At 72.3% G+C, this 18,751-nt stretch carries 18 protein-coding genes; 8 read left to right on the plus strand and 10 right to left on the minus strand.

All coding sequences use genetic code 11. The annotated features are described in order from the left end of the window. Window positions 1-189 precede the first annotated feature (189 nt). Window positions 190-1,611, plus strand: a complete 1,422-nt coding sequence (locus ACFY5B_RS37330) for a lipase maturation factor family protein (RefSeq protein ID WP_389978961.1) — start codon at window positions 190-192, stop codon at window positions 1,609-1,611. A 27-nt stretch (window positions 1,612-1,638) separates the two neighbouring features. Here the strand turns inward: ACFY5B_RS37330 and ACFY5B_RS37335 are convergent, their stop codons facing one another. Then, entirely contained in the window at window positions 1,639-2,112 is a 474-nt protein-coding gene (locus ACFY5B_RS37335) for a carboxymuconolactone decarboxylase family protein (protein WP_389978963.1), read from the minus strand. Window positions 2,113-2,334: 222 nt separating this feature from the next. On the opposite strand from ACFY5B_RS37335, the gene ACFY5B_RS37340 reads away from it, so the two are divergent. The 4 genes from ACFY5B_RS37340 to ACFY5B_RS37355 all read left to right on the plus strand — a co-directional run bounded on the left by ACFY5B_RS37340 (window position 2,335) and on the right by ACFY5B_RS37355 (window position 5,048). Further along, the gene (locus ACFY5B_RS37340; RefSeq protein ID WP_389978966.1) at window positions 2,335-2,763 is read left to right on the plus strand and encodes a hypothetical protein; all 429 of its coding nucleotides are present in this window, start codon (window positions 2,335-2,337) and stop codon (window positions 2,761-2,763) included. Further along, the gene (locus tag ACFY5B_RS37345) at window positions 2,763-2,948 is read left to right on the plus strand and encodes an alpha/beta hydrolase family protein (protein WP_389979032.1); all 186 of its coding nucleotides are present in this window, start codon (window positions 2,763-2,765) and stop codon (window positions 2,946-2,948) included. The genes ACFY5B_RS37340 and ACFY5B_RS37345 overlap by 1 nt, the downstream gene beginning before the upstream one ends. Before the next feature lie 129 nt (window positions 2,949-3,077). Beyond that, window positions 3,078-4,421 carry an amidase gene (locus ACFY5B_RS37350; protein ID WP_389978969.1) on the plus strand — a complete coding sequence of 448 codons (1,344 nt, stop codon included), beginning with the start codon at window positions 3,078-3,080 and terminating at the stop codon, window positions 4,419-4,421. Window positions 4,422-4,628: 207 nt separating this feature from the next. Beyond that, a complete protein-coding gene (locus ACFY5B_RS37355) occupies window positions 4,629-5,048 on the plus strand; it encodes a VOC family protein (protein ID WP_389978972.1) in 420 nt (139 codons plus the stop codon). 22 nt (window positions 5,049-5,070) lie between these two features. Here the strand turns inward: ACFY5B_RS37355 and ACFY5B_RS37360 are convergent, their stop codons facing one another. Continuing rightward, window positions 5,071-5,553, minus strand: a complete 483-nt coding sequence (locus tag ACFY5B_RS37360) for a GNAT family N-acetyltransferase (RefSeq protein ID WP_389978975.1) — start codon at window positions 5,551-5,553, stop codon at window positions 5,071-5,073. Between the two features lie 56 nt (window positions 5,554-5,609). Further along, window positions 5,610-5,783 carry a hypothetical protein gene (locus tag ACFY5B_RS37365; RefSeq protein WP_167526749.1) on the minus strand — a complete coding sequence of 58 codons (174 nt, stop codon included), beginning with the start codon at window positions 5,781-5,783 and terminating at the stop codon, window positions 5,610-5,612. Window positions 5,784-6,239: 456 nt separating this feature from the next. On the opposite strand from ACFY5B_RS37365, the gene ACFY5B_RS37370 reads away from it, so the two are divergent. Further along, the gene (locus ACFY5B_RS37370; RefSeq protein ID WP_389978978.1) at window positions 6,240-6,689 is read left to right on the plus strand and encodes a hypothetical protein; all 450 of its coding nucleotides are present in this window, start codon (window positions 6,240-6,242) and stop codon (window positions 6,687-6,689) included. Between the two features lie 132 nt (window positions 6,690-6,821). Here the strand turns inward: ACFY5B_RS37370 and ACFY5B_RS37375 are convergent, their stop codons facing one another. From ACFY5B_RS37375 to ACFY5B_RS37395, 5 genes are all read right to left on the minus strand, one after another. Next, window positions 6,822-8,324, minus strand: a complete 1,503-nt coding sequence (locus ACFY5B_RS37375; protein ID WP_389978981.1) for an SDR family NAD(P)-dependent oxidoreductase — start codon at window positions 8,322-8,324, stop codon at window positions 6,822-6,824. Between the two features lie 104 nt (window positions 8,325-8,428). Beyond that, window positions 8,429-9,772 carry a wax ester/triacylglycerol synthase family O-acyltransferase gene (locus ACFY5B_RS37380; protein ID WP_389978984.1) on the minus strand — a complete coding sequence of 448 codons (1,344 nt, stop codon included), beginning with the start codon at window positions 9,770-9,772 and terminating at the stop codon, window positions 8,429-8,431. A gap of 329 nt (window positions 9,773-10,101) precedes the next feature. Next, window positions 10,102-11,322 (minus strand): glucose-1-phosphate adenylyltransferase, encoded by a 1,221-nt coding sequence (gene glgC / locus ACFY5B_RS37385; protein ID WP_389978987.1) that lies wholly within the window; start codon window positions 11,320-11,322, stop codon window positions 10,102-10,104. Between the two features lie 51 nt (window positions 11,323-11,373). After that, on the minus strand, window positions 11,374-12,525 hold the full coding sequence (gene glgA, locus ACFY5B_RS37390; protein ID WP_389978990.1) for a glycogen synthase: 1,152 nt from the start codon (window positions 12,523-12,525) through the stop codon (window positions 11,374-11,376). 39 nt (window positions 12,526-12,564) lie between these two features. Continuing rightward, window positions 12,565-13,302, minus strand: coding sequence for a (2Fe-2S)-binding protein (locus ACFY5B_RS37395; RefSeq protein WP_389979035.1), 738 nt, complete (start codon window positions 13,300-13,302; stop codon window positions 12,565-12,567). A 228-nt stretch (window positions 13,303-13,530) separates the two neighbouring features. Between ACFY5B_RS37395 and ACFY5B_RS37400 the strand changes: the two genes are divergently transcribed. Next, window positions 13,531-14,841, plus strand: coding sequence for a DMT family transporter (locus ACFY5B_RS37400; RefSeq protein ID WP_389978993.1), 1,311 nt, complete (start codon window positions 13,531-13,533; stop codon window positions 14,839-14,841). Here the strand turns inward: ACFY5B_RS37400 and ACFY5B_RS37405 are convergent. Further along, on the minus strand, window positions 14,831-16,066 hold the full coding sequence (locus ACFY5B_RS37405) for a transglycosylase family protein (protein ID WP_389978996.1): 1,236 nt from the start codon (window positions 16,064-16,066) through the stop codon (window positions 14,831-14,833). The two genes, ACFY5B_RS37400 and ACFY5B_RS37405, sit on opposite strands and share 11 nt — an antisense overlap. A 351-nt stretch (window positions 16,067-16,417) precedes the next feature. Between ACFY5B_RS37405 and gndA the strand changes: the two genes are divergently transcribed. Further along, window positions 16,418-17,857, plus strand: coding sequence for an NADP-dependent phosphogluconate dehydrogenase (gndA, locus tag ACFY5B_RS37410; protein ID WP_389978999.1), 1,440 nt, complete (start codon window positions 16,418-16,420; stop codon window positions 17,855-17,857). A 541-nt stretch (window positions 17,858-18,398) separates the two neighbouring features. Here gndA and ACFY5B_RS37415 read toward each other — a convergent pair. Continuing rightward, entirely contained in the window at window positions 18,399-18,743 is a 345-nt protein-coding gene (locus tag ACFY5B_RS37415) for a GNAT family N-acetyltransferase (RefSeq protein ID WP_389979002.1), read from the minus strand. Between the last annotated feature and the right edge of the window lie 8 nt (window positions 18,744-18,751).

Below are 18,751 nucleotides of genomic sequence, written 5' to 3' on the forward strand. Positions count from 1 at the left end.
GGTCGGCGGCCGGGGCGTCGGAAAATCAGTCCGGCTCCGTCGCGCGGATCGGGCTGTCCGGTACGACGCCGGACCCGGCACTGTGGTTCGCTTCACTCACTTCGGTCACTCGACCGCGGCGACGGGACACCGAGCGTGACGACCGGACGACCGGGCCGGGCGCCGCACGGGAAGGAGGGCCCCAGGGCCGTGGAATGGTTCGCCGCATCCGATTACTGGCTGACCCGGCTGGTCTTTCAGCGGGCACTGGCGGCCATGTACCTGGTGGCGTTCCTGACGGCGGCGCTCCAGTTCCGCGCGCTGATCGGCCGGCGCGGCATGCTGCCGGTGCCGCGGTTCGTCGAGCGGGTGCCGTTCAAGCGGGCGCCGAGCCTGTTCCAGTGGCACTACTCGGACCGGTTCTTCGCACTATGCGCCTGGGCGGGCTGCGCGGTGTCCGCGGCGCTGCTGGCCGGGCTGGACTCACTGCTGCCGCTGTGGGGCGGCATGCTGCTGTGGCTGGTGCCGTGGGTGCTGTACCTGTCGATCGTCAACGTCGGGCAGACCTGGTACGCGTTCGGCTGGGAGTCGCTGCTGCTGGAGGTCGGGTTCCTGGCGGTGTTCCTCGGCAACGACGAGGTGGCGCCGCCGGTCGTCGTGCTGTTCCTGCTGCGGTGGGTCCTGTTCCGTGTGGAGTTCGGCGCGGGCCTGATCAAGATGCGCGGCGACGCGTGCTGGCGCAAGCTCACCTGCCTGGACCACCATCACGAGACCCAGCCGATGCCGGGCCCGCTGAGCTGGTTCTTCCACCACCTGCCCAGGCCCCTGCACCGCGTCGAGGTGGCCGCCAATCACGTCACCCAGCTCGTGGTGCCGTTCCTGCTGTTCACCCCGCAGCCCGTCGCGACGGCCGCCGCGACGGGCATGATCGTCACCCAGCTGTGGCTGGTGCTGTCGGGCAACTTCTCCTGGCTGAACTGGATCACCGTGGTGCTGGCGCTGTCGGCGGTGCGGTTCCCGGCCGATCCGCCGCAGGTGCCCGACGCCCCGCTGTGGTACGTCGTCGTGGTGCTCGCGGTGTCGGCGCTGCTGCTCGCCCTCGGCTACCGGCCGGTGCGCAACATGCTCTCCCGCCGCCAGGTCATGAACCGCTCCTTCGACCCGCTCCACCTGGTCAACACCTACGGGGCGTTCGGCAGTGTGAGCCGGGTGCGGTACGAGGTGGTCGTGGAGGGCACCACGGACGATGTGCCGCACCCGGACTCGGGGTGGCGGGAGTACGAGTTCAAGGGCAAGCCGGGTGATCCGCGGCGCTGGCCGCGCCAGTTCGCGCCCTACCATCTGCGGCTCGACTGGCTGATGTGGTTCGCGGCCCTCTCCCCCGCCTACGCGGACTCCTGGTTCGGGACGCTGGTGGAACGGCTGCTGGAGAACGACCGGGACACCCTGAAGCTGCTGCGCCGCTCCCCGTTCCCGCCGGACGAGCCCCCTCGGTACGTGCGCGCCCGCCTGTTCCGCTACCGCTACACGACGTGGCGCGAGCTGCGGGAGACGGGCGCGTGCTGGGAGCGGACGTACGTACGGGAGTACCTGCCGCCGACCCGGCTGGCGGGGCCCGGGCAGAGGCAGTAGCCGCGACCCCGCCCCGGCGCTCCGGGGTTACGCGAACTGGCCGGGTTCGTAGTCGCCCGCCGGCTGCTCGAGCATGACGTTCAGCCGGTTCGCGGTGTTCATGGAGGCGATCAGGGTCACCAGCGCCATGAGCTGTTCCTCGTCGTAGTGCTCGGCGGCTCGCCGCCACACGGCGTCCGGCACGCCACCGGCTCCGTCCGCGATGCGGGTTCCCTGCTCGGCCAGCTCCAGCGCGGCTCGCTCGGCCTCGGTGAAGACCGTGGCCTCGCGCCACGCCGCGACGAGATGGAGACGTACGGAGCTCTCGCCCGCGGCGGTGGCCTCCTTGGTGTGCATGTCGACGCAGACCGCGCATCCGTTGATCTGGCTCGTGCGGAGCGAGACCAGTTCCCGGGTGGCGGCAGGCAGCGGCGACTGCACCACCAGCCGCCCCAGGGAGTAGAACTGCTTGACGACCTTGCTCGCGCTCGGGATGGCGAAGACGTCCAGTCGTGCGCTCATGGTGAGCTCCTCTGCCGTTGTCGGTGCGTACACCCCTATGAGGCAGCGGCTCATCACGATGTGACATGCACGTATGTGACCTGCGCCACAGGGACCGGTGCGGGGCTTCACCCTCCCTCGCGGGTCGGCCCTGTCCTGTGGTGCTCCACGGGGTCACACTGAGAGAGCCCCCGCACCAGCCCCTCCCCCACCCCCGCCGATCCCGTCTCCGTCCAGGCCCTGATGCAGCGCGAGCACACCGGCTCGGGCCTGCGCCTCGGCGCGGTGCTCGACCGTACGTCCGCCTACACCCGCTACGCCGTCACCTACGAGGCGAACGGCCTGACGATCTCGGGGATCATGAACATTCCCGAGGGCGGGGGGTCCCTTCCCGGCGCTGGTGCCGGCACACGGTTACATCGACCCGGACAACGACGTGAACCTGCGCACAACACGCTGGTCGTGACGCCAGGGCTGTTCGACGCTGCGGTGGCGTACGCCCCGGTCAGCGCGCGACCGGAGGAGAACATCGAGCATTTCCAGCGGCCCGACGGCGATCCCCTCGTCGCCGAGATCGAGGAGGAGCACGGCACGCCCGAGGAGAACCCCGGGTTCTGGCGGGGCGTCTCCCCCCGCTCACCCACGCCGACCGCGCGACCGAACCCCTGCTGATTCAGCACGGCACCGCGGACGGCACCTGCCCCCCGGCCTGGTCACGCGAGGCCGCCACCGCGTTCCGGAAGGCGGGCACGGATGTCGAACTGCGCACCGTCCCCGGCGAGGGGCACACGTTCGGTGCGAAGCGGGCCGCTTCGCTGCACGTCACCGAGGCCTTCTTCGCACGCCACCTGCGCTGAGCCGGCCGCCACCACGGCACCGGTTCGGCCCCGACACGTCGGCGACCTCGACGCACGGTCCTCGCGGGGTGCACAGTTCTCCCTACGTACTCGTCAGTAAGTCCGCCCTCTCCCCTCCGAGGAGCCGCTGTGACCACGTGGGCCGGCCGCACCGCCGCCGAGATATCCGCCGCCGTACGCGAGAAGCGGGTCACGCCCCGCGAGGTCGTCGCCGAGCACCTCGCCAGGATCGAGCGGCTCGACGGCAGGGTCGGCGCCTTCCGCGCGGTGCGCGCCGAGGCGGCCCTGGCCGAGGCCGACGAGGTGGCGGCCCGTGGCGACTTCGCCGAACTGCCCCTGGCCGGGGTGCCCGTCGCCGTCAAGGACAACCTGGCCGTGCGCGGTGAGTCCCGGCGGATCGGCTCGGCCGCCACGCCGGACACGCCGGCCGCGCGGGACCATGTGACGGTGGCCCGGCTGCGGGCGGCGGGCGCGGTGGTCGTGGGGGTGACGAACGTCCCCGAACTGTGTGTCTTCGGCACGACGGACGGCGTGCTGGGCATCGCCCGCAACCCCTGGGACCCCACGCGCTCGGCGGGCGGTTCGTCGGGCGGCAGCGCGGCGGCCGTGTCCGCCGGGATGGTGCCGATCGCCCTCGGCAACGACGGCATGGGCTCCCTGCGCATACCGGCCGCCAACTGCGGCCTCGTCACCATCAAGCCGGGGCAGGGGGTGGTGCCGGCCGGTGAAGGGGACAGCACCTGGTTCGGCATGGCGGAGAACGGGCCGCTCGCCACGACCGTCGAGGACGCCCGTCTGATGTTCTCGGTCCTCGCCGGTATCCAGCCCGGACCCGTGCCCGCGCCCGGCGACCTCAGGATCGCCGTGTCGCTGCGCAGCCCGCTGGCGGGCGTCACCATCAGCCGTCCGTACGCGGCGGCCGCCCGGGACGCGGCGGGGCTGCTGATGAGGGCGGGTCATCAGGTCCGGCGCGCCGACCCGCCCTACCCGATGTCACTCGCCACGACCTCCCTGACCCACTGGACGGCGGGCACCGCCGCGGACGCCCGGCCGCTCGACCCGCGGCTGCTGACGCGGCGCACCCGCGTCCACGCCCGGCTCGGCCGGTTCTTCCTGCGCACCGTGAGCTCCGGGGCGAGCCGTGAGCGGCTGCGCCGGCGGCTGGAGCCGTTCTTCGCCGAGCACGACGTGCTGCTCACGCCCGCGCTCGCCCGCCGCTCCCCGAAGGCCGGACCCTGGCACGAGCGGGGCTGGCTGAGCAACGTGCTGGCGAACACGAACTACTCGCCGCTGACGCCCGCGTGGAACCTGACCGGCTGGCCCGCCATGTCCGTCCCCTGCGGCACCCTTCCCTCGGGCGCCCCGTGCGCCGTGCAGCTCGTGGGCCGCCCCGGCACGGAATCCCAACTCCTGTCTCTGGCCGGGCAGCTGGAGGAGCGAAACCCGTGGCAGCGGACGGCGCCGATCGACTAGGGTCGGCCGGGTGACTGCCGGGTCGGCCGTAGGCCATGCACGAGTGAGGCGCCCGGCCTCGGAGTGAGCGCGGCGGGGGTGACCCCGCCCGGGCCCGCCCGAGAGCCGGAGAGGGCACGCGCCCCGCCTCTCGTCTTCGCGTCCTCATCCCCGCGCCCCTGGAGGGCGCTTCCTCACGGATCCCGAGACTCGGAGAAGAACCCACGTATGTCCCACACCCCGCACGCCCCCGAACTGCCGACCACGGTCGCCCACCTCAACCACACCGTCGTCTTCGCCTCCCACCGCCAGTTGTCCGCGGAGTTCCTGGCGGCCGTCCTGGGCCTTGAGGTCGGCGCCCCCTTCGGCCCGTTCCTGCCCGTCGACCTGGGCAACGGCGTGACCCTCGACTACTACGAGAAGACCGACGAGCCGATCCAGCCGCAGCACTACGCGTTCCTCGTGCCCGAGGAGCGGTTCGACGGCATGATCGAGCGTCTGGAGGCGATCGGCGTCACCTACTACGCCGACCCGAACCACACCCGGCCCGGCCGGGTCAACGACCTCTTCGGAGGTCGCGGCGCCTACTTCGACGACCCGGACGGCCACAACATGGAGATCATGACCCGGCCGTACGCCCGCCCCTGAGAGTCGCGAACTCCCGGTCGCCCTACAACGCCCGGTACATGATGTGCAGCCCCACCCGGCCGTGACGGGGGTGGTCGAAGGCGTCGGGCACCGTGCCGAGGATCGTGAAGCCGAGGGAGGTCCACAGTGACACGGCCGGGTTGGTCTCGACGACGGCGTTGAACACCATGCCCCGGTAGCCGACGGACCGGGCTTTGGTCAGGAGGTGTTCGGCGAGGGCACGCCCGTAACCCCGGCCGCCCTGCTCGGGGTCGACCATGAAGCCGGCGTTGGCGATACGGGCGGCGGGGCCGCCGTAGTTGGGGGTGAGGTAGGCCGAGGCGACGACGGCACCGCTGTCGTCCTCGACGACGTACACGCGTTTCGCCGGGTTCATCCACAGGACCCGGGCCTCCTCCTCGGAGGTGCCCGGGTCCCAGGCGTAGGTCTCGCCCGCGGCGACGATGCGGTGCCAGAACGGCCAGATGCGAGGCCAGTCGTCAGCCGTTGCTTCCCTGATCAGCATGGCCGTGAGTCTGGCACGGCCATGCGCTCGGAGGTCGCGGAGGGGTGCGCCCGCTGTCAGTCGACGCTGGGCAGGATGTGGGGCTCTGCGAGGTCGTCCTCGTAGCCCGCGAGGCGGATCGGGGCCGACCGGGCCCACACGTCGAGGCTGCCGAGCTCGTCGGCCCGTCGGCCGGCGCGCTCGCCGCGTTCCTTGGGGCGCTGATCGCGATTCGTCTTCTCCGGTGTCACCGCGCACTCCTTATGTGTCGGTCACCCTCGGGACGTACGCGCCGGTCCTGCTGCGCCTGACGCCCGCTCGGGCCTCTATGCCAAATGCAGTTCGGACGCGGTGGCGCCGGTCGACTCACGGGAGAGCAGGCCGTGGTGAACCGGCTGGTCCCATGACGGACCGTGGGTGTGGGTAGGACCCCGTACTGCTGTCCGTCCGCATCAGACTAACCAAATGAGCAGGGCCCCGCTCGATGGGGCTGAAAACAACCGGTAACGATCGCGCGTCATCCCGTGTTCAACTCCGGTTTACATACCGATTTGTAGTCATTCAGGCGTTTCGTCAATCACTCGAACGGCGTACGTCGCCGACGGTGCTTTTCGGACTGTGCGCAGTTCAGGTGCCGTTGGACGAGTCGAAAGCCGGCCGTGCTCTGCTGCCGTACGGCAACGGCCGTCCGGCGGGAGGACTGACGCATGGAGCTGCGCAGTGTCGAGGAGCTGATGGATCTGCTGTACGCCTGCCGGGGCACCTGGGACGCCCCGGACCGCGTCAGCCCGTCGGCCGACCTGCACGACCACGCGCTGCGGACGGCGGCACTGCTGCGCCGCGGGCGCCCGGCCGACAAGGAGCTCCAGGTCGCGGGGCTGGTGCAGCCCCTCGGCGGGCTGCTGTGGCCCGGCGACCCCGCAGCGCGCGCGGATCACACGGCCGACGCGGTCCGCGCCCTGCTCGGTGAGCGGGTGGCCTGTCTCGTGCGCCGTCGCCCCCGCCGGGACGCCCCGGCCGACGACGACCTCCTCGCCCTGCGCCAAGCCTGCGAAGAGGGCCGCTCGGCCGGTTTCGACGCCGGGGTGCTGGAGGACTGGCGCACGATCCTGGAACTGCTGGCGTCCCGCAACGCCCGGCTCGGGGCGGTGGACTGACGGGACGTCACACGACGATCGCAGCCCGGCAGGATGAAACGCCCCGGGGCGCGGGGCTGTGCCCATATGCGGCTCCGCCGCCGTGGGCGCGTCCGGCCCCCGCACCACCCGCTGACGGCGGACCGAACCCGCCTACCACTTGCCCGGCGCGTAGTCCTTCAGGAAGACCCCGTACAGATCCTCTCCGGCCTCGCCCCGCACGATCGGGTCGTAGACCCGGGCCGCGCCGTCGACCAGGTCGAGCGGCGCGTGGAACCCGGCCTCGGCGAGCCGCAGCTTGTCGTAGTGCGGCCGCTCGTCCGTGATCCAGCCCGTGTCCACCGAGGTCATCAGGATCCCGTCGGTCTGGAACATCTCCTGTGCGCTGGTCCGCGTCACCATGTTCATCGCGGCCTTGGCGGCATTGGTGTTCGGATGCCCGGCGCCCTTGTAGCCGCGCCCGAAGACGCCTTCCATCGCGGACACGTTCACCACGTACGCCCGGCCGCTCTCCGCCTTCTTCGCGGCCTCGGCCATGGCCGGCCGCAGCGCGCTGATCAGGATGAACGGCGCCGTGTAGTTGCACAGCTGCGTCTCCAGCAGCTCGACGGGCGAGATCTGCTCGATCGTCTGCACCCAGGTGTTGGAGTCGACCACGTCGGGCACGAGACCGCCCGCGTCGATCGCCGTGCCGTCCAGGTGCCGTTCGACGCTGGCGTTGCCCGCGACCAGGGCTAGGTCGGCGACCTTCTGGGCGTCGAGCCCGCTGGTTCCCAGCGGCAGCGCGGCGATGCCGTCGACCGCGCCGGAGTTGAAGGCGCCGATGACGTGGTGGGCGGGCAGCTCACCGGCGGGCAGCGGGGCGCTCTCGCCCTCGACCAGCGCGGCGTAGGCGGAGGGCAGGCGGCGCACGGTCTGCGTCGCGTTGTTGACGAGGATGTCGAGCGGGCCCGCCTCCGCGACCTGCTCCGCGAGGGCCACGGCCTGCGCCGGGTCGCGCAGGTCGATGCCGACGACCTCCAGGCGGTGCATCCAGTCCGCGGAGTCGTCCATGGCCTTGAAGCGGCGGATGGCGTCCTTGGGGAAGCGCGTGGTGATCGTGGTGTGCGCGCCGTCGCGCAGCAGCCTGAGCGCGATGTACATGCCGATCTTGGCCCGGCCGCCGGTGAGCAGGGCCCGCTTTCCGGTGAGGTCGGCGCGGACGTCGCGCTTCTCGCGGTTCACGCGGGCGCAGTCCGGACAGAGCTGGTGGTAGAAGTAGTCGACTTCCACGTACCGGGTCTTGCAGGTGTAGCAGGAGCGGGGGCGCTGGAGTATGCCCGCGATCCTGCCCTCATCGGTGTTCGACGACGGCAGCAGGCCCTCGGTCTCGTCGTCGATGCGCTGGGCGGAGCCGGTCGCCGTGGCTTCCGTGACCGCCTTGTCGTGGGCGGTCTTGGCGGCCCGGCGCTCCTGGCGGCGGCGCTGCTTGACCGTGCGGTAGATCCCGGCGGTGGCCCGGCGCACCGCGATGGCGTCCGGGTGGTCGACCTCCAGCTTGTCGAGTTCCTCGAGCACGCTGAGGCAGACGGCCAGGCGCTCCGGGTCGATGCCGGGTCCGTACGAGGGCCCGCCGGCCTCGTCCATGGCCTGCGGGCCGTCCTGTGTCACCGTCATCGCCGCTGTCGTTCCCTGCTCTGCCGTCGCGGGGCGCCGGTCGCGCCCGCTTTCGAAGGGCGAATTCTACGGAGCCTCGGGCCGCACCGCCAAAGTCGCCTTGATCACGACCGGCAGGCCTTGATCAGCGTCGCCACCTCCTTTGAGACGGCCGTGGCGAACAGGTCGAGGTCAGGGACCGCCTCGGCGTCGGCGACGAGGCCGTAGTGAACGCTCCCGCGGTACGTGGAGACCGCGACCGCCAGGGAGTGGCCGGGGGCCAGCGGGGCGAAGGGGAAGACGGCGGTGAGGGGGTGGCCGCCGAGCTTCAGGCCCAGGCTGGGCAGGGGCACGCTGGTGACCAGAAGGTCGAACCAGAGTCGGGCCGCCTGGCCGACCAGGGGCCCGCCGAGCCGGTGGGCGAGGGCGGGGACGTGGTCGGCGAGCAGGGCGACGGCGCCCGCGCCCCGGTTGGGGCCGGCGTCCTTGTTGCGATCCATGGCGTCCCGGACCGAGGCCAGACGGGCCAGCGGGTCCGGATCGTCGACCGGAAGCCGTATCAAGTACCCGGAGAGCCGGTTGCCCTGCGGGTACGCGGTGCGCGGGCGGCGCTTGGAGACGGGGATCAGCGCGCGGGGCGCAACGCCCTCGCTGTCGTCGCCACGCTCGTCGAGCCAGCGGCGCAGAGCACCCGCGACGACCGCGATGAGGACGTCGTTGACGGTGCCGCCGACCGTCTTGCGGACGCGGTGGACGTCGTCGAGGTCGAGCACCACTCCGGCGGTGCGCCGGGTGCCGCTCGGCTCACAGGTGAGCGCGGGGGTCGAGCGCACGTCGAGGGAGGAGCGGGCGACGGCTGCGCCGATGTCCAGGGCGCGGCTCACGTCGGACAGGGCACCGCGCATCATCGCGGGCAGATCGCGCACGTCCGGCACGAGACCGCGAGGGGTCGCGGCGGGGCGGGGCCGGGGCGGCGGCATGTCCATGGGGTCCATGACGCCCGCGGCGAGGGTCAGCGCCCGCAGCCCGTCGGCCAGGGCGTGGTGGAACTTGAACAGCACGGCGAAGCAGACGCCGTCCTCACCCGGCAGTACATGGGCCTCCCAGGGCGGCCGGTCGCGCTCCAGGGGACGCCCCATGAGCCGGCCCGCGACCGCCTGGAAATCGGCGGTCGGGGCGTGCAGCCGTACGTGGTTCAGGGGGTCGAAGTCCGGGTCCGCCTCGCGGGCCGCGCCGCCGAAGGCGAGCGGCCGGCGCAGGGCGGAGGGCAGCGGCTGCCACACGTCGCGGATGCGCATCCGCAGCCCGGAGACACCGGCGGCCCGGGCCGCGAGCAGGTCCGCCGCGTGGGCGCCCGCGGCGGGCGAGTGGGCCGAGAAGATCCCGAGCGCACCGAGGTGCATCGGGTGCTCGGCGGACTCGAGGTTCCAGAACGCCAGGTCGAGAGGAGCGAGCAGATCAGCAGTCAAGGGCTTGCCTCGCGTCGACGACGGGTGGGCCAGCAGTCAACCGCCCCCAGCCGATTACGGTCAAGTACGATCGCGCTACGTACAGTTAACAGCAGATTAAGTCCCGCCCCGGCGGAAGGGGCGGGACTTATGGTGCATGTGCCGCCAGTTCAGCACAGGTTGCGTCGCCGGGCATGCCGTGGGAGTCACCCGGGAGGCGTCACGGATCGACGCGATTCGCCGATGGGCACCCGCAGGACGATCGACGGGCTCCCGATGCGCCCGCCGGTCATCTCTTCGATGGCGCCACCCTCGGGCATGTCAGGACAAAGCGCCCGGGTCGCCCGATGTCAGGTGACCAACTGCCCCTTGCCCAGGGCGATGACCCCGCCCTTGGACACGGTGTACAGCTCCGCGTCCCGCTCCGGGTTGACGCCGATGGTCGCGCCCGGCGGCACCTGGACGTTCTTGTCGAGGACGGCGCCGCGCACCACCGCGCCCCGGCCGATGTGCACGTTGTCGTGCAGCACCGAGCCCTGCACCACGGCCCCCGGGTCGACCACCACGCCCGGCGACAGCACGGATCGCGTGACCTGCCCGCGCACCAGGCAGCCGGCGCTGATGATGGACTCGCTGGCGATGCCGCCCGCGTTGAAGCGGGCCGGGGAGAGCTGGTACGAGTGCGTGTAGATGGGCCAGCTGCGGTTGTACAGGTTGAAGGCGGGGCGCTCGGCGATGAGGTCCATATGGGCCTCGTAGTAGGCGTCCAGCGTCCCGACGTCCCGCCAGTAGCCCTGGTCGCGGGTGGTCTCGCCGGGCACGTGGTTGGCGCTGAAGTCGTAGAGCGCGGCCTCGCCCCGGTCGGTGAGCTGGGGGAGGATCGAGCCGCCCATGTCGTGCACCGAGGACGCGTCCTCCGCGTCCCGCTTGAGCGCCTCGATGAGGGCCTTGGTGGTGAAGATGTAGTTGCCCATCGAGGCGAAGACGCAGGTCGGGTCGTCCGCGAGACCCGGCGGGTCGGCCGGCTTCTCCAGGAAGCGCTCCACCGTCTGCCCGTCCGAGCCGGGGGTGATCACCCCGAAGGACGAGGACTCGGTGCGCGGCACACGGATCCCGGCGACGGTCACGCCCGCACCGCTCTCGATGTGCTGCGCGAGCATCTGGCGGGGGTCCATGCGGTAGACGTGGTCGGCGCCGAAGACGGCGACGTACTCGGGCTGCTCGTCGTAGACGAGGTTCAGCGACTGCAGGATCGCGTCGGCGCTGCCCAGGTACCAGCGCGGGCCGAGACGCTGCTGGGCGGGCACGGGCGTGACGTAGTTGCCCAGCAGGTTGGACATCCGCCAAGTGGTCGTGATGTGCCGGTCGAGCGAATGCGACTTGTACTGCGTCAGGACGCAGATGCGCAGGACATCGGCGTTGACGAGGTTGGACAGGACGAAGTCGACCAGGCGGTACGTGCCGCCGAAGGTCACCGCCGGTTTGGCACGGTCCGCGGTCAGGGGCATCAGCCGCTTGCCCTCGCCGCCCGCCAGCACGATCCCCAGGACCGAAGGACCACCACCACGCATGGCCGCTCCCCTCACGCCGATTTCCCGATGCCTGCCCCTGAGCAGTACCCGCTAAGCCTGTTTGACGATCTCCTCGTAGAGCCGGACCGTGCGGCGGGCCACCGCGTCCCAGCCGAACTCGCCGACCGCGCGTTCCCGCCCGGCCTCGCCCATCCGCCGGGCGGCCGCCGGATCGCCCAGCACGGTGTCCATGGCCCGGGCCAGACCCGCCTCGAAGCCGTCGCCGGGCGGGACGAGCAGCCCGGTCGTGCCGTCGTCCACGACCTCGGGGATGCCTCCGACCGCCGAGGCCACCACCGGTGTGCCGCAGGCCATCGCCTCCAGGTTCACGATGCCGAGCGGCTCGTACACCGACGGGCAGACGAAGAGGGCGGCGTGCGTGAGGAGCTGGATCACCTCCGGGCGGGGCAGCATCTTCGGGATCCAGAACACCCCGTCGCGGACCCCGCTCAGCTCACCGAACAGCTCGCGGAACTCCTGGTCGATCTCCGGCGTGTCCGGGGCGCCCGCGCACAGCACGACCTGCGCGGCCGGGTCGATGTCGCGCACCGCGCGCAGCAGGTGGGGCACGCCCTTCTGGCGGGTGATCCGGCCGACGAACAGCACGTACGGGCGGGAGCGGTCGAGGCCGATCCGGTCCAGGGCGTCCGTGCCGGGGTCGGGCCGGTAGAGCGTGGTGTCGATACCGTTGTGCACGACGTGGACCCGCTCCGGGTCGAGCGCCGGGTAGCAGCCGAGGATGTCCTCGCGCATGGCGCCGGACACGGCGATCACCGCGTCGGCGGCCTCGATCGCGGTGCGTTCGGCCCAGCTGGACAGTTCGTAGCCGCCACCGAGCTGCTCGGCCTTCCAGGGCCGCAGGGGCTCCAGGGAATGCGCGGTCATCACGTGCGGAATGCCGTACAGGAGCTTGGCGAGGTGGCCGCCGAGGTTGGCGTACCAGGTGTGGGAGTGGACCAGTTCGCGGCCTTCGAGGGCGGCCGCCATGGCGAGGTCGACGGAGAACGTGCGCAACGCGTCGTTGGCGCCGTCGAGCGCGGACCAGGGCCGGTGCCGCCGCACACCGTCACCACGCCCCTCGCCCCAGCAGTGCACGTCCAGGTCGACGAGTGGCCGGAGCTCACGGGCGAGGAACTCCACATGGACACCTGCACCGCCGTACACGTCCGGCGGGTACTCCCGGGTCAGCAGTCCGACTCGCACCCGCAACTCCCTGCTCTCAGCGGCCGTTCCCTTTCATGGTCACCCAGATGGGGCGCGTGGGGAAGAGCGAGGCGGTCGTGGGAAGCAACAGTCGCCGCACACACCCCCTCCGGGGACCCGGTAGTACAGGCAGCAGCTGCGGCGCCGGAAGGCGGTGCCCGAGAGGGTTCCGGCGCCGGTGAGCCGGGGGTGCGCGAGGAGTTCCGCGGCCAGGGAGCGGGCCCGGGCGGCGACGTCCGTACGGCCGTGCCGCCGGGCCCAGCGGTCCAGTTCCCGGGCTGCGCCGGCCAGCGCGGAGGCGGCGTTGCCCCGCAGCAGGCCGGGGGCGAGGCCGTGCCGGGCGCTCAGGGCCGCCGCCAAGGGGACGAGGTGGCCGTCCAGGACGACCTCCGCGACCGTCGGCGCGTCACCGGGGAGGGGCCTCACGTCCATGAGCCACAGGTCGTCGGGGGCGCTGCCGTCGGCGTCCCAGTGCAGCAGCCGGGCGTCCAGGTCGGGGACACGTCCGTACAGCGCGGCGCAGCCGAGGGCGATCGACCAGAGCCGGGCGGCGAGGCCCAGGTGGGTCACGGACGCGGCGACACGCATCTCCGGGGCACGCAGAGCGGTCGCGACCTTCTGCACACGAAAAATCAGGGGATTTGCTGACACTTCCGGTGCCGTTGTGGCATACGCCTGTGCGAGAGTGGGAAGGGACCAGGCCGGTGCTCCTTCCGTGCGCAGCACGAAGAAGCCGGCGAGCGGGCGGAGCGCGGCGAGGTCGGGGTCGAGGTCCACGAAGAGCAGTAGTACCAAGACCCCTAAGGGACGCGACCCGGTGGCCCCCGACCGGACTCGCCCACCCTGGGGATGACGGTGCTCCCCTCGTACTCCATCGGCAGTAGGACCCAATGAGTGCTCAGGGACGACGACGGGAAGACCTGGACACGGCAGGGTGTTGGTCATGAAAGCCCACCTTTCGCCGCGCCGGGCCGAGCGCCCCCGCCTCACGCAGAGGAGCAGCCGATGAGCGCCCTCGCGTTGTCCGTCCTGCTGTCCCTCGTCTCCGCGTTCGCCTACGCGGGCGGGGCGATCGTGCAGGAGCGGGTGGCGGAGTCCTCGCCGGGTGAGCAGTACGCACCGCTGCGCCGGCCGGGCTGGTGGGCGGCGGTCGGGCTGAACGGCCTCGGTGGGCTGCTGCACGTGGTGGCGCTGGCCTACGGTCCGCTGAGCCTGGTCCAGCCGCTCGGCGCACTGACCATCGTGGTGGCGCTGCCCATGGCGGCACTGTTCGTCGGCCGCAGGGCCGGGGCCACCGCCTGGCGGGGCGCGATCATGGCGACGGTGGGGCTCGCCGGTCTGCTCTCCCTGGTCGCCGCGTCCGACGCGCGGTCGCTGGACACGGCACAGCGGGCGGCCGTTGCCGTCGTCACCGCCGGTGTGGTCGTCTCGCTGATGATCGCCGCCCGGGCGGCGCACCGGCACCCGGCGGTGCGCAGCATGCTGCTGGCGACGGCCTCCGGTATCGCGTTCGGCATGTCCTCGGTGTTCACCAAGACCGTCGCGGTCGACTGGACCGGCGGTGTGTCGGCGGCGGACGTGCCGTCCCTCGCCGTGATCGGCGTTCTCGCCACGGCCGGCATGCTGCTGTCGCAGGCCTCCTACCGGGGCGCCGGTCTCGCCGCCCCGCTGGCCACGCTGACGGTCGTGAACCCGGTGGTGGCGGCCGCGGTGGGCATCACGATGTTCGGAGAAACCTTCCGCTACGGCACGACGGGCACGGCGCTCGCGCTGAGCTGCGGTGTGGTGGCGGCGGGTGGCTTGATCCTGCTGACGACGGAGCGGCTCACGCACGGGCAGCCGGCGGATGCGGCACCCGAGCCGGTCGCCGTACCCCGGCCGGTGGCCGCGTCCGAGCCGGTCGCCGTGTCCGAGCCGGTCGCCGCACCCCGGCCGGTCGCCGTGTCCGAGCCGGTCGCCGTACCCCGGCCGGTGGCCGCGTCCGAGCCGGTCGCCGCCGTGGCCGCCGGTGGGCGACCGCTCGTGGAAGAGGTCTTCGTGGCCGCGCCCGCACCGCGGCCGGGTTCGGCGGCGGTGCTCGTGCCCGGGCCGGAGACGCCGCTCGCGGTGCTCGTGCCGGAGCCGGACGCACCGGTCGCGCTGCCGGCACCCGGGCCGGCAACAGCGGCGCCCGGTGCGGATACCGGGCACGAGAGCGGGGAGCCGTCGGTGGTGGCCGCCGACGACGAACGCCCGCTCTCCTACGTCCCCTTCCCCGGCATCCCGTACGTCCCGCTCCCCACGGTCGACCGGCACCGCATACGCGTCAGATCGTGACGCCGCCGGCCCGCAGGTACGCCACCGGGTCGACGTCCGAACCGAAACCGGGCCCCGTCCGCACCTCGAAGTGCAGATGCGGGCCCGAGCTGTTGCCGGTGGAGCCGGAGCGGCCGATCCGCTGGCCGGCGCTCACCGACTGCCCGTCCCGCACGGAGATCGCGGAGAGGTGGGCGTACTGGCTGTAGCGGCCGTCGGTGTGCCGGACCACCACCTGGTAGCCGTACGAGCCGCCCCACCCCGCGCTGACGACGCTGCCCGACGCGACGGACTTGACCGTCGTACCGGTGGGCACGGGGAAGTCGATGCCGGTGTGGTAGCCCTTCGACCAGGCGGATCCCGCCTTGCGGTAGGGCGTCCCGAGGGAGGCGTTGACGGGGGCGACGAATCCCTGCCGGGTGGCCGTGGACCGGCCGGCACGCTCCGTGCTCTGCCCGTTGGACCGCTCCGTGGACCGCTCCTTGGGCCTTTCCTTCGCTCGTCCGTCCGCGCGGTCCTGGGCCGGTTTCTTCGTCTGCGGCTCGGCCGACGGCGCCGGACGGTGCGCGGGACGCGTCTTCGTGGCGCCCTCGCCGCGCAGGGCGAGACGCTGGCCGGGCACGATCAGGTCGGGGTCGGACCCTATGGCCGACCGGTTGGCGGTGTACAGGCCCCGCCAGCCGCCCCGCACGTCCTGGTCGTCCGCGATGCCGGAGAGGGTGTCGCCGCGGACCACGGTGTACATCTCGGCGTTGCCCGCCCGGGACTGCGGTGTGGACTGCGGCCGTACCTCCTCGATCGAGGTCTTCTTCTTCGCGTCCCTCTGCTTCGTGCGCTCGGTGGCCGGCCGGATGTCGGGCTCTCCACCGCCCCGGGTCAGTCCGGCCCGCTTGGAGCAGACCGGCCAGGCGCCCGGCCCCTGCCCGTCGAGGACCTTCTCCGCGACGGCGATCTGCTGGTCCTTGCTCGCCAGGTCCGCGCGCGCCGCGTAGGCCCGGCCGCCGTAGGCCTCCCAGGTGGACTGGGTGAACTGCAGTCCGCCGTAAAAGCCGTTGCCGCTGTTGATGCTCCAGTTGTTGGTGGACTCGCAGGCGGCGACCTTGTTCCAGGTGTCCATGTCCGCCGCCTGAGCGGCGCCGGTGCCCATGAACGGCAGTGCCATGCCCGCGCCGCCCGCCGTGACGGTGAGTGAGGCGCGGTTGATCCTGTTCGGCTGATACCGGCGGTGCCGGCCGCGTACGGCCATCGATAGCCCCCCTAGACATGCGTCAGGAGGGGCAAAAGTAAGCGCTGCGAACCGGCCAGAACAAGACGGCTTTTCGCCGCCCGGGAGCCCAAATGGCCGGTATGAGGCCCCTGTTGCGCGACGTGCGCCTCGGTGGTGCACCGTGTACGGCACCCGGTGCGCGGGTGCGCCGTGCGCGGGGACGCGTGCGTCGGCTGAGTGCGACGGGGCTCTCGTCCGTATCAGCCTGCGCCACGCCGTGCGACCCGGGCGTGCGGACGAAGTAGCGGCACGTCAGGATGGTCGACGGGGGACGCCCATGGGCGCCCTCCACCGGCAGCACCGATACCGAGGTCTTTAGGAGCGAACCGAATGAGCAGTACAGCGCAGATCGGCGTCACCGGTCTCGCGGTCATGGGCCGCAACCTCGCCCGTAACTTCGCCCGCAACGGCTACACGGTCGCGGTGCACAACCGGACGCCCGCGCGCATGCACGCCCTGGTGGAGGAGTTCGGCGGCGAGGGGGAGTTCGTCGCGTGCGAGAGCGCGAAGGACTTCGTGGCGGCGCTGGAGCGGCCGCGGCGTCTGGTCGTGATGGTGAAGGCCGGTGAGCCGACCGACGCGGTGATCCAGGAGTTCGCACCGCTGCTGGAGCCCGGCGACATGATCATCGACGGCGGCAACGCGCACTTCGCGGACACCCGGCGCCGGGAGCGGGACCTGCGCGAGCAGGGCATCCACTTCGTCGGCATGGGCGTCTCCGGCGGCGAGGAGGGCGCGCTGAACGGGCCGAGCATCATGCCGGGCGGACCGAAGGAGTCCTACGACTCGCTGGGCCCGATGCTGGAGAAGATCTCGGCGAAGGCCGCCGACGGTTCGCCGTGTGTCTCGCACGTCGGTCCGGACGGCGCCGGGCACTTCGTGAAGATGGTGCACAACGGCATCGAGTACGCGGACATGCAGCTCATCGGCGAGGCGTACCAGCTGCTGCGGGACGTCGCCGGGTACTCCCCCGCCGAGATCGCGGAGATCTTCCGGACCTGGAACCGGGGCCGTCTCGACTCGTACCTGATCGAGATCACGGCCGAGGTGCTGTCGCACGTGGACGCGGAGACGGGCAAGCCGTTCGTGGACGTCGTGGTCGACCAGGCCGAGCAGAAGGGCACCGGCCGCTGGACCGTGCAGATCGCCCTGGACCTGGGGGTGCCGGTGTCGGGCATCGCCGAGGCGGTCTTCGCGCGCTCCCTGTCGGGCCACGCGGCGCTGCGGGAGGCCTCGCGCGAGCTGGCCGGCCCGAAGGCGCAGCCGCTGAGCGAGGCGGAGGCACGGGCGTTCGCGGACCGGGTGGAGCAGGCGCTGTACGCGTCGAAGATCGTGTCGTACACGCAGGGCTTCCACGAGATCGACGCGGCCCGCGAGGAGTACGGCTGGGACATCGACCTCGGCGCGGTGTCGGCGCTGTGGCGGGGCGGCTGCATCATCCGCGCGGCGTTCCTGGACCGGATCCGGTCCGCGTACGACACCCGGCCGGACCTGCCGAGCCTGCTGTCGGACGCGACGTTCGCGCAGGAGATCGCGGACGCCCAGGACGACTGGCGTGAGGTGCTGGTCGCGGCGACCCGCCAGGGTGTGCCGACGCCCGGTTTCGCCGCGGCGCTCGCCTACTACGACGCCCTGCGCGCGGAGCGGCTGCCGGCCGCGCTGACGCAGGGGCAGCGGGACTACTTCGGTGCGCACACGTACCGCAGGGTGGACCGCGACGGCTCGTTCCACACGCTGTGGGGCGGGGACCGTTCGGAGACCACCGCGTAGGCGCTGCCGCTCAGGAAGGTGAGCGGGGCGGTGGACGGCACGAGTCGCCGTCCACCGCCCCGTTCGCGTACCGGGGTCAGGACAGTGGCGGGCCGGGCTCCGGGTTCGGTACGGGCTCCGGTCCCGGAGGAATCGGGGACGGGTCGGGGCCCGGCACGGGGTCGGGGCCCGGGGGCGCCGGCGGGGTGGGCGCGGGTGGCGGAGGGGTCGGCTCCGGGCCCGGCGGGGGCTGTGGGTTCGGCACCGGGTCGGGACGAGGGTCCGGGCGCTGGGGATCGGGGCCCGGTGTCGGCGCCGGCGGCACGGGGTCGGGAATCGGGTTCGTCATCAGGTCCTCCAGCCAGTGGGACGACTCCGGCTCTGGACTAATCCCCGCCTACCCGGCACCCGGGGCCCGCAGTCACTCCCCCGCAGGACGGGCATGGACCAGGTGGGGGTAAGGGTGCTGGGGGCGGGTGCCCGGAGAGGCGTGGGCCCGGGTCAGAGGGGGCAGGGCCGGATCGGACAGGGACGGGGCCGGGTCAACAGGGGCGGGGCCGGGTCAGAAGCGCCCCGGATGGGTCCTCAGCCACTCCTTCGCCGCCACGACCAGGTCCTGATCGGCGGGCGAGGCCTCGTCGGGGTGACGCTCGACCCACTTGGTGACGTAGGGACAGAGCGAGGCGACCGCCCTGTGCTCGCGGCCGGCGAGGGCGAACAGCTCACGCGCGAGCGAACCGGCGATGCCCTTGCCCTCGTGGGCCGGCTCGACGATCGTGTGGACGGGCACGAGCGCGCGCTCGGGGCTTTCGAGTACGAAGTACTCGATGCGGCCGACGACCTCACCGCCGGACACGGCCTCCAGCCGGCCCGCCGCACGGTCGTCGCGGATCTCCGGGTCGCTCATGGACACGC

The sequence above is a fragment of the Streptomyces sp. NPDC013187 genome (genome assembly GCF_042899705.1).
Taxonomy (GTDB): Bacteria; Actinomycetota; Actinomycetes; order Streptomycetales; family Streptomycetaceae; genus Streptomyces; species Streptomyces hawaiiensis_A.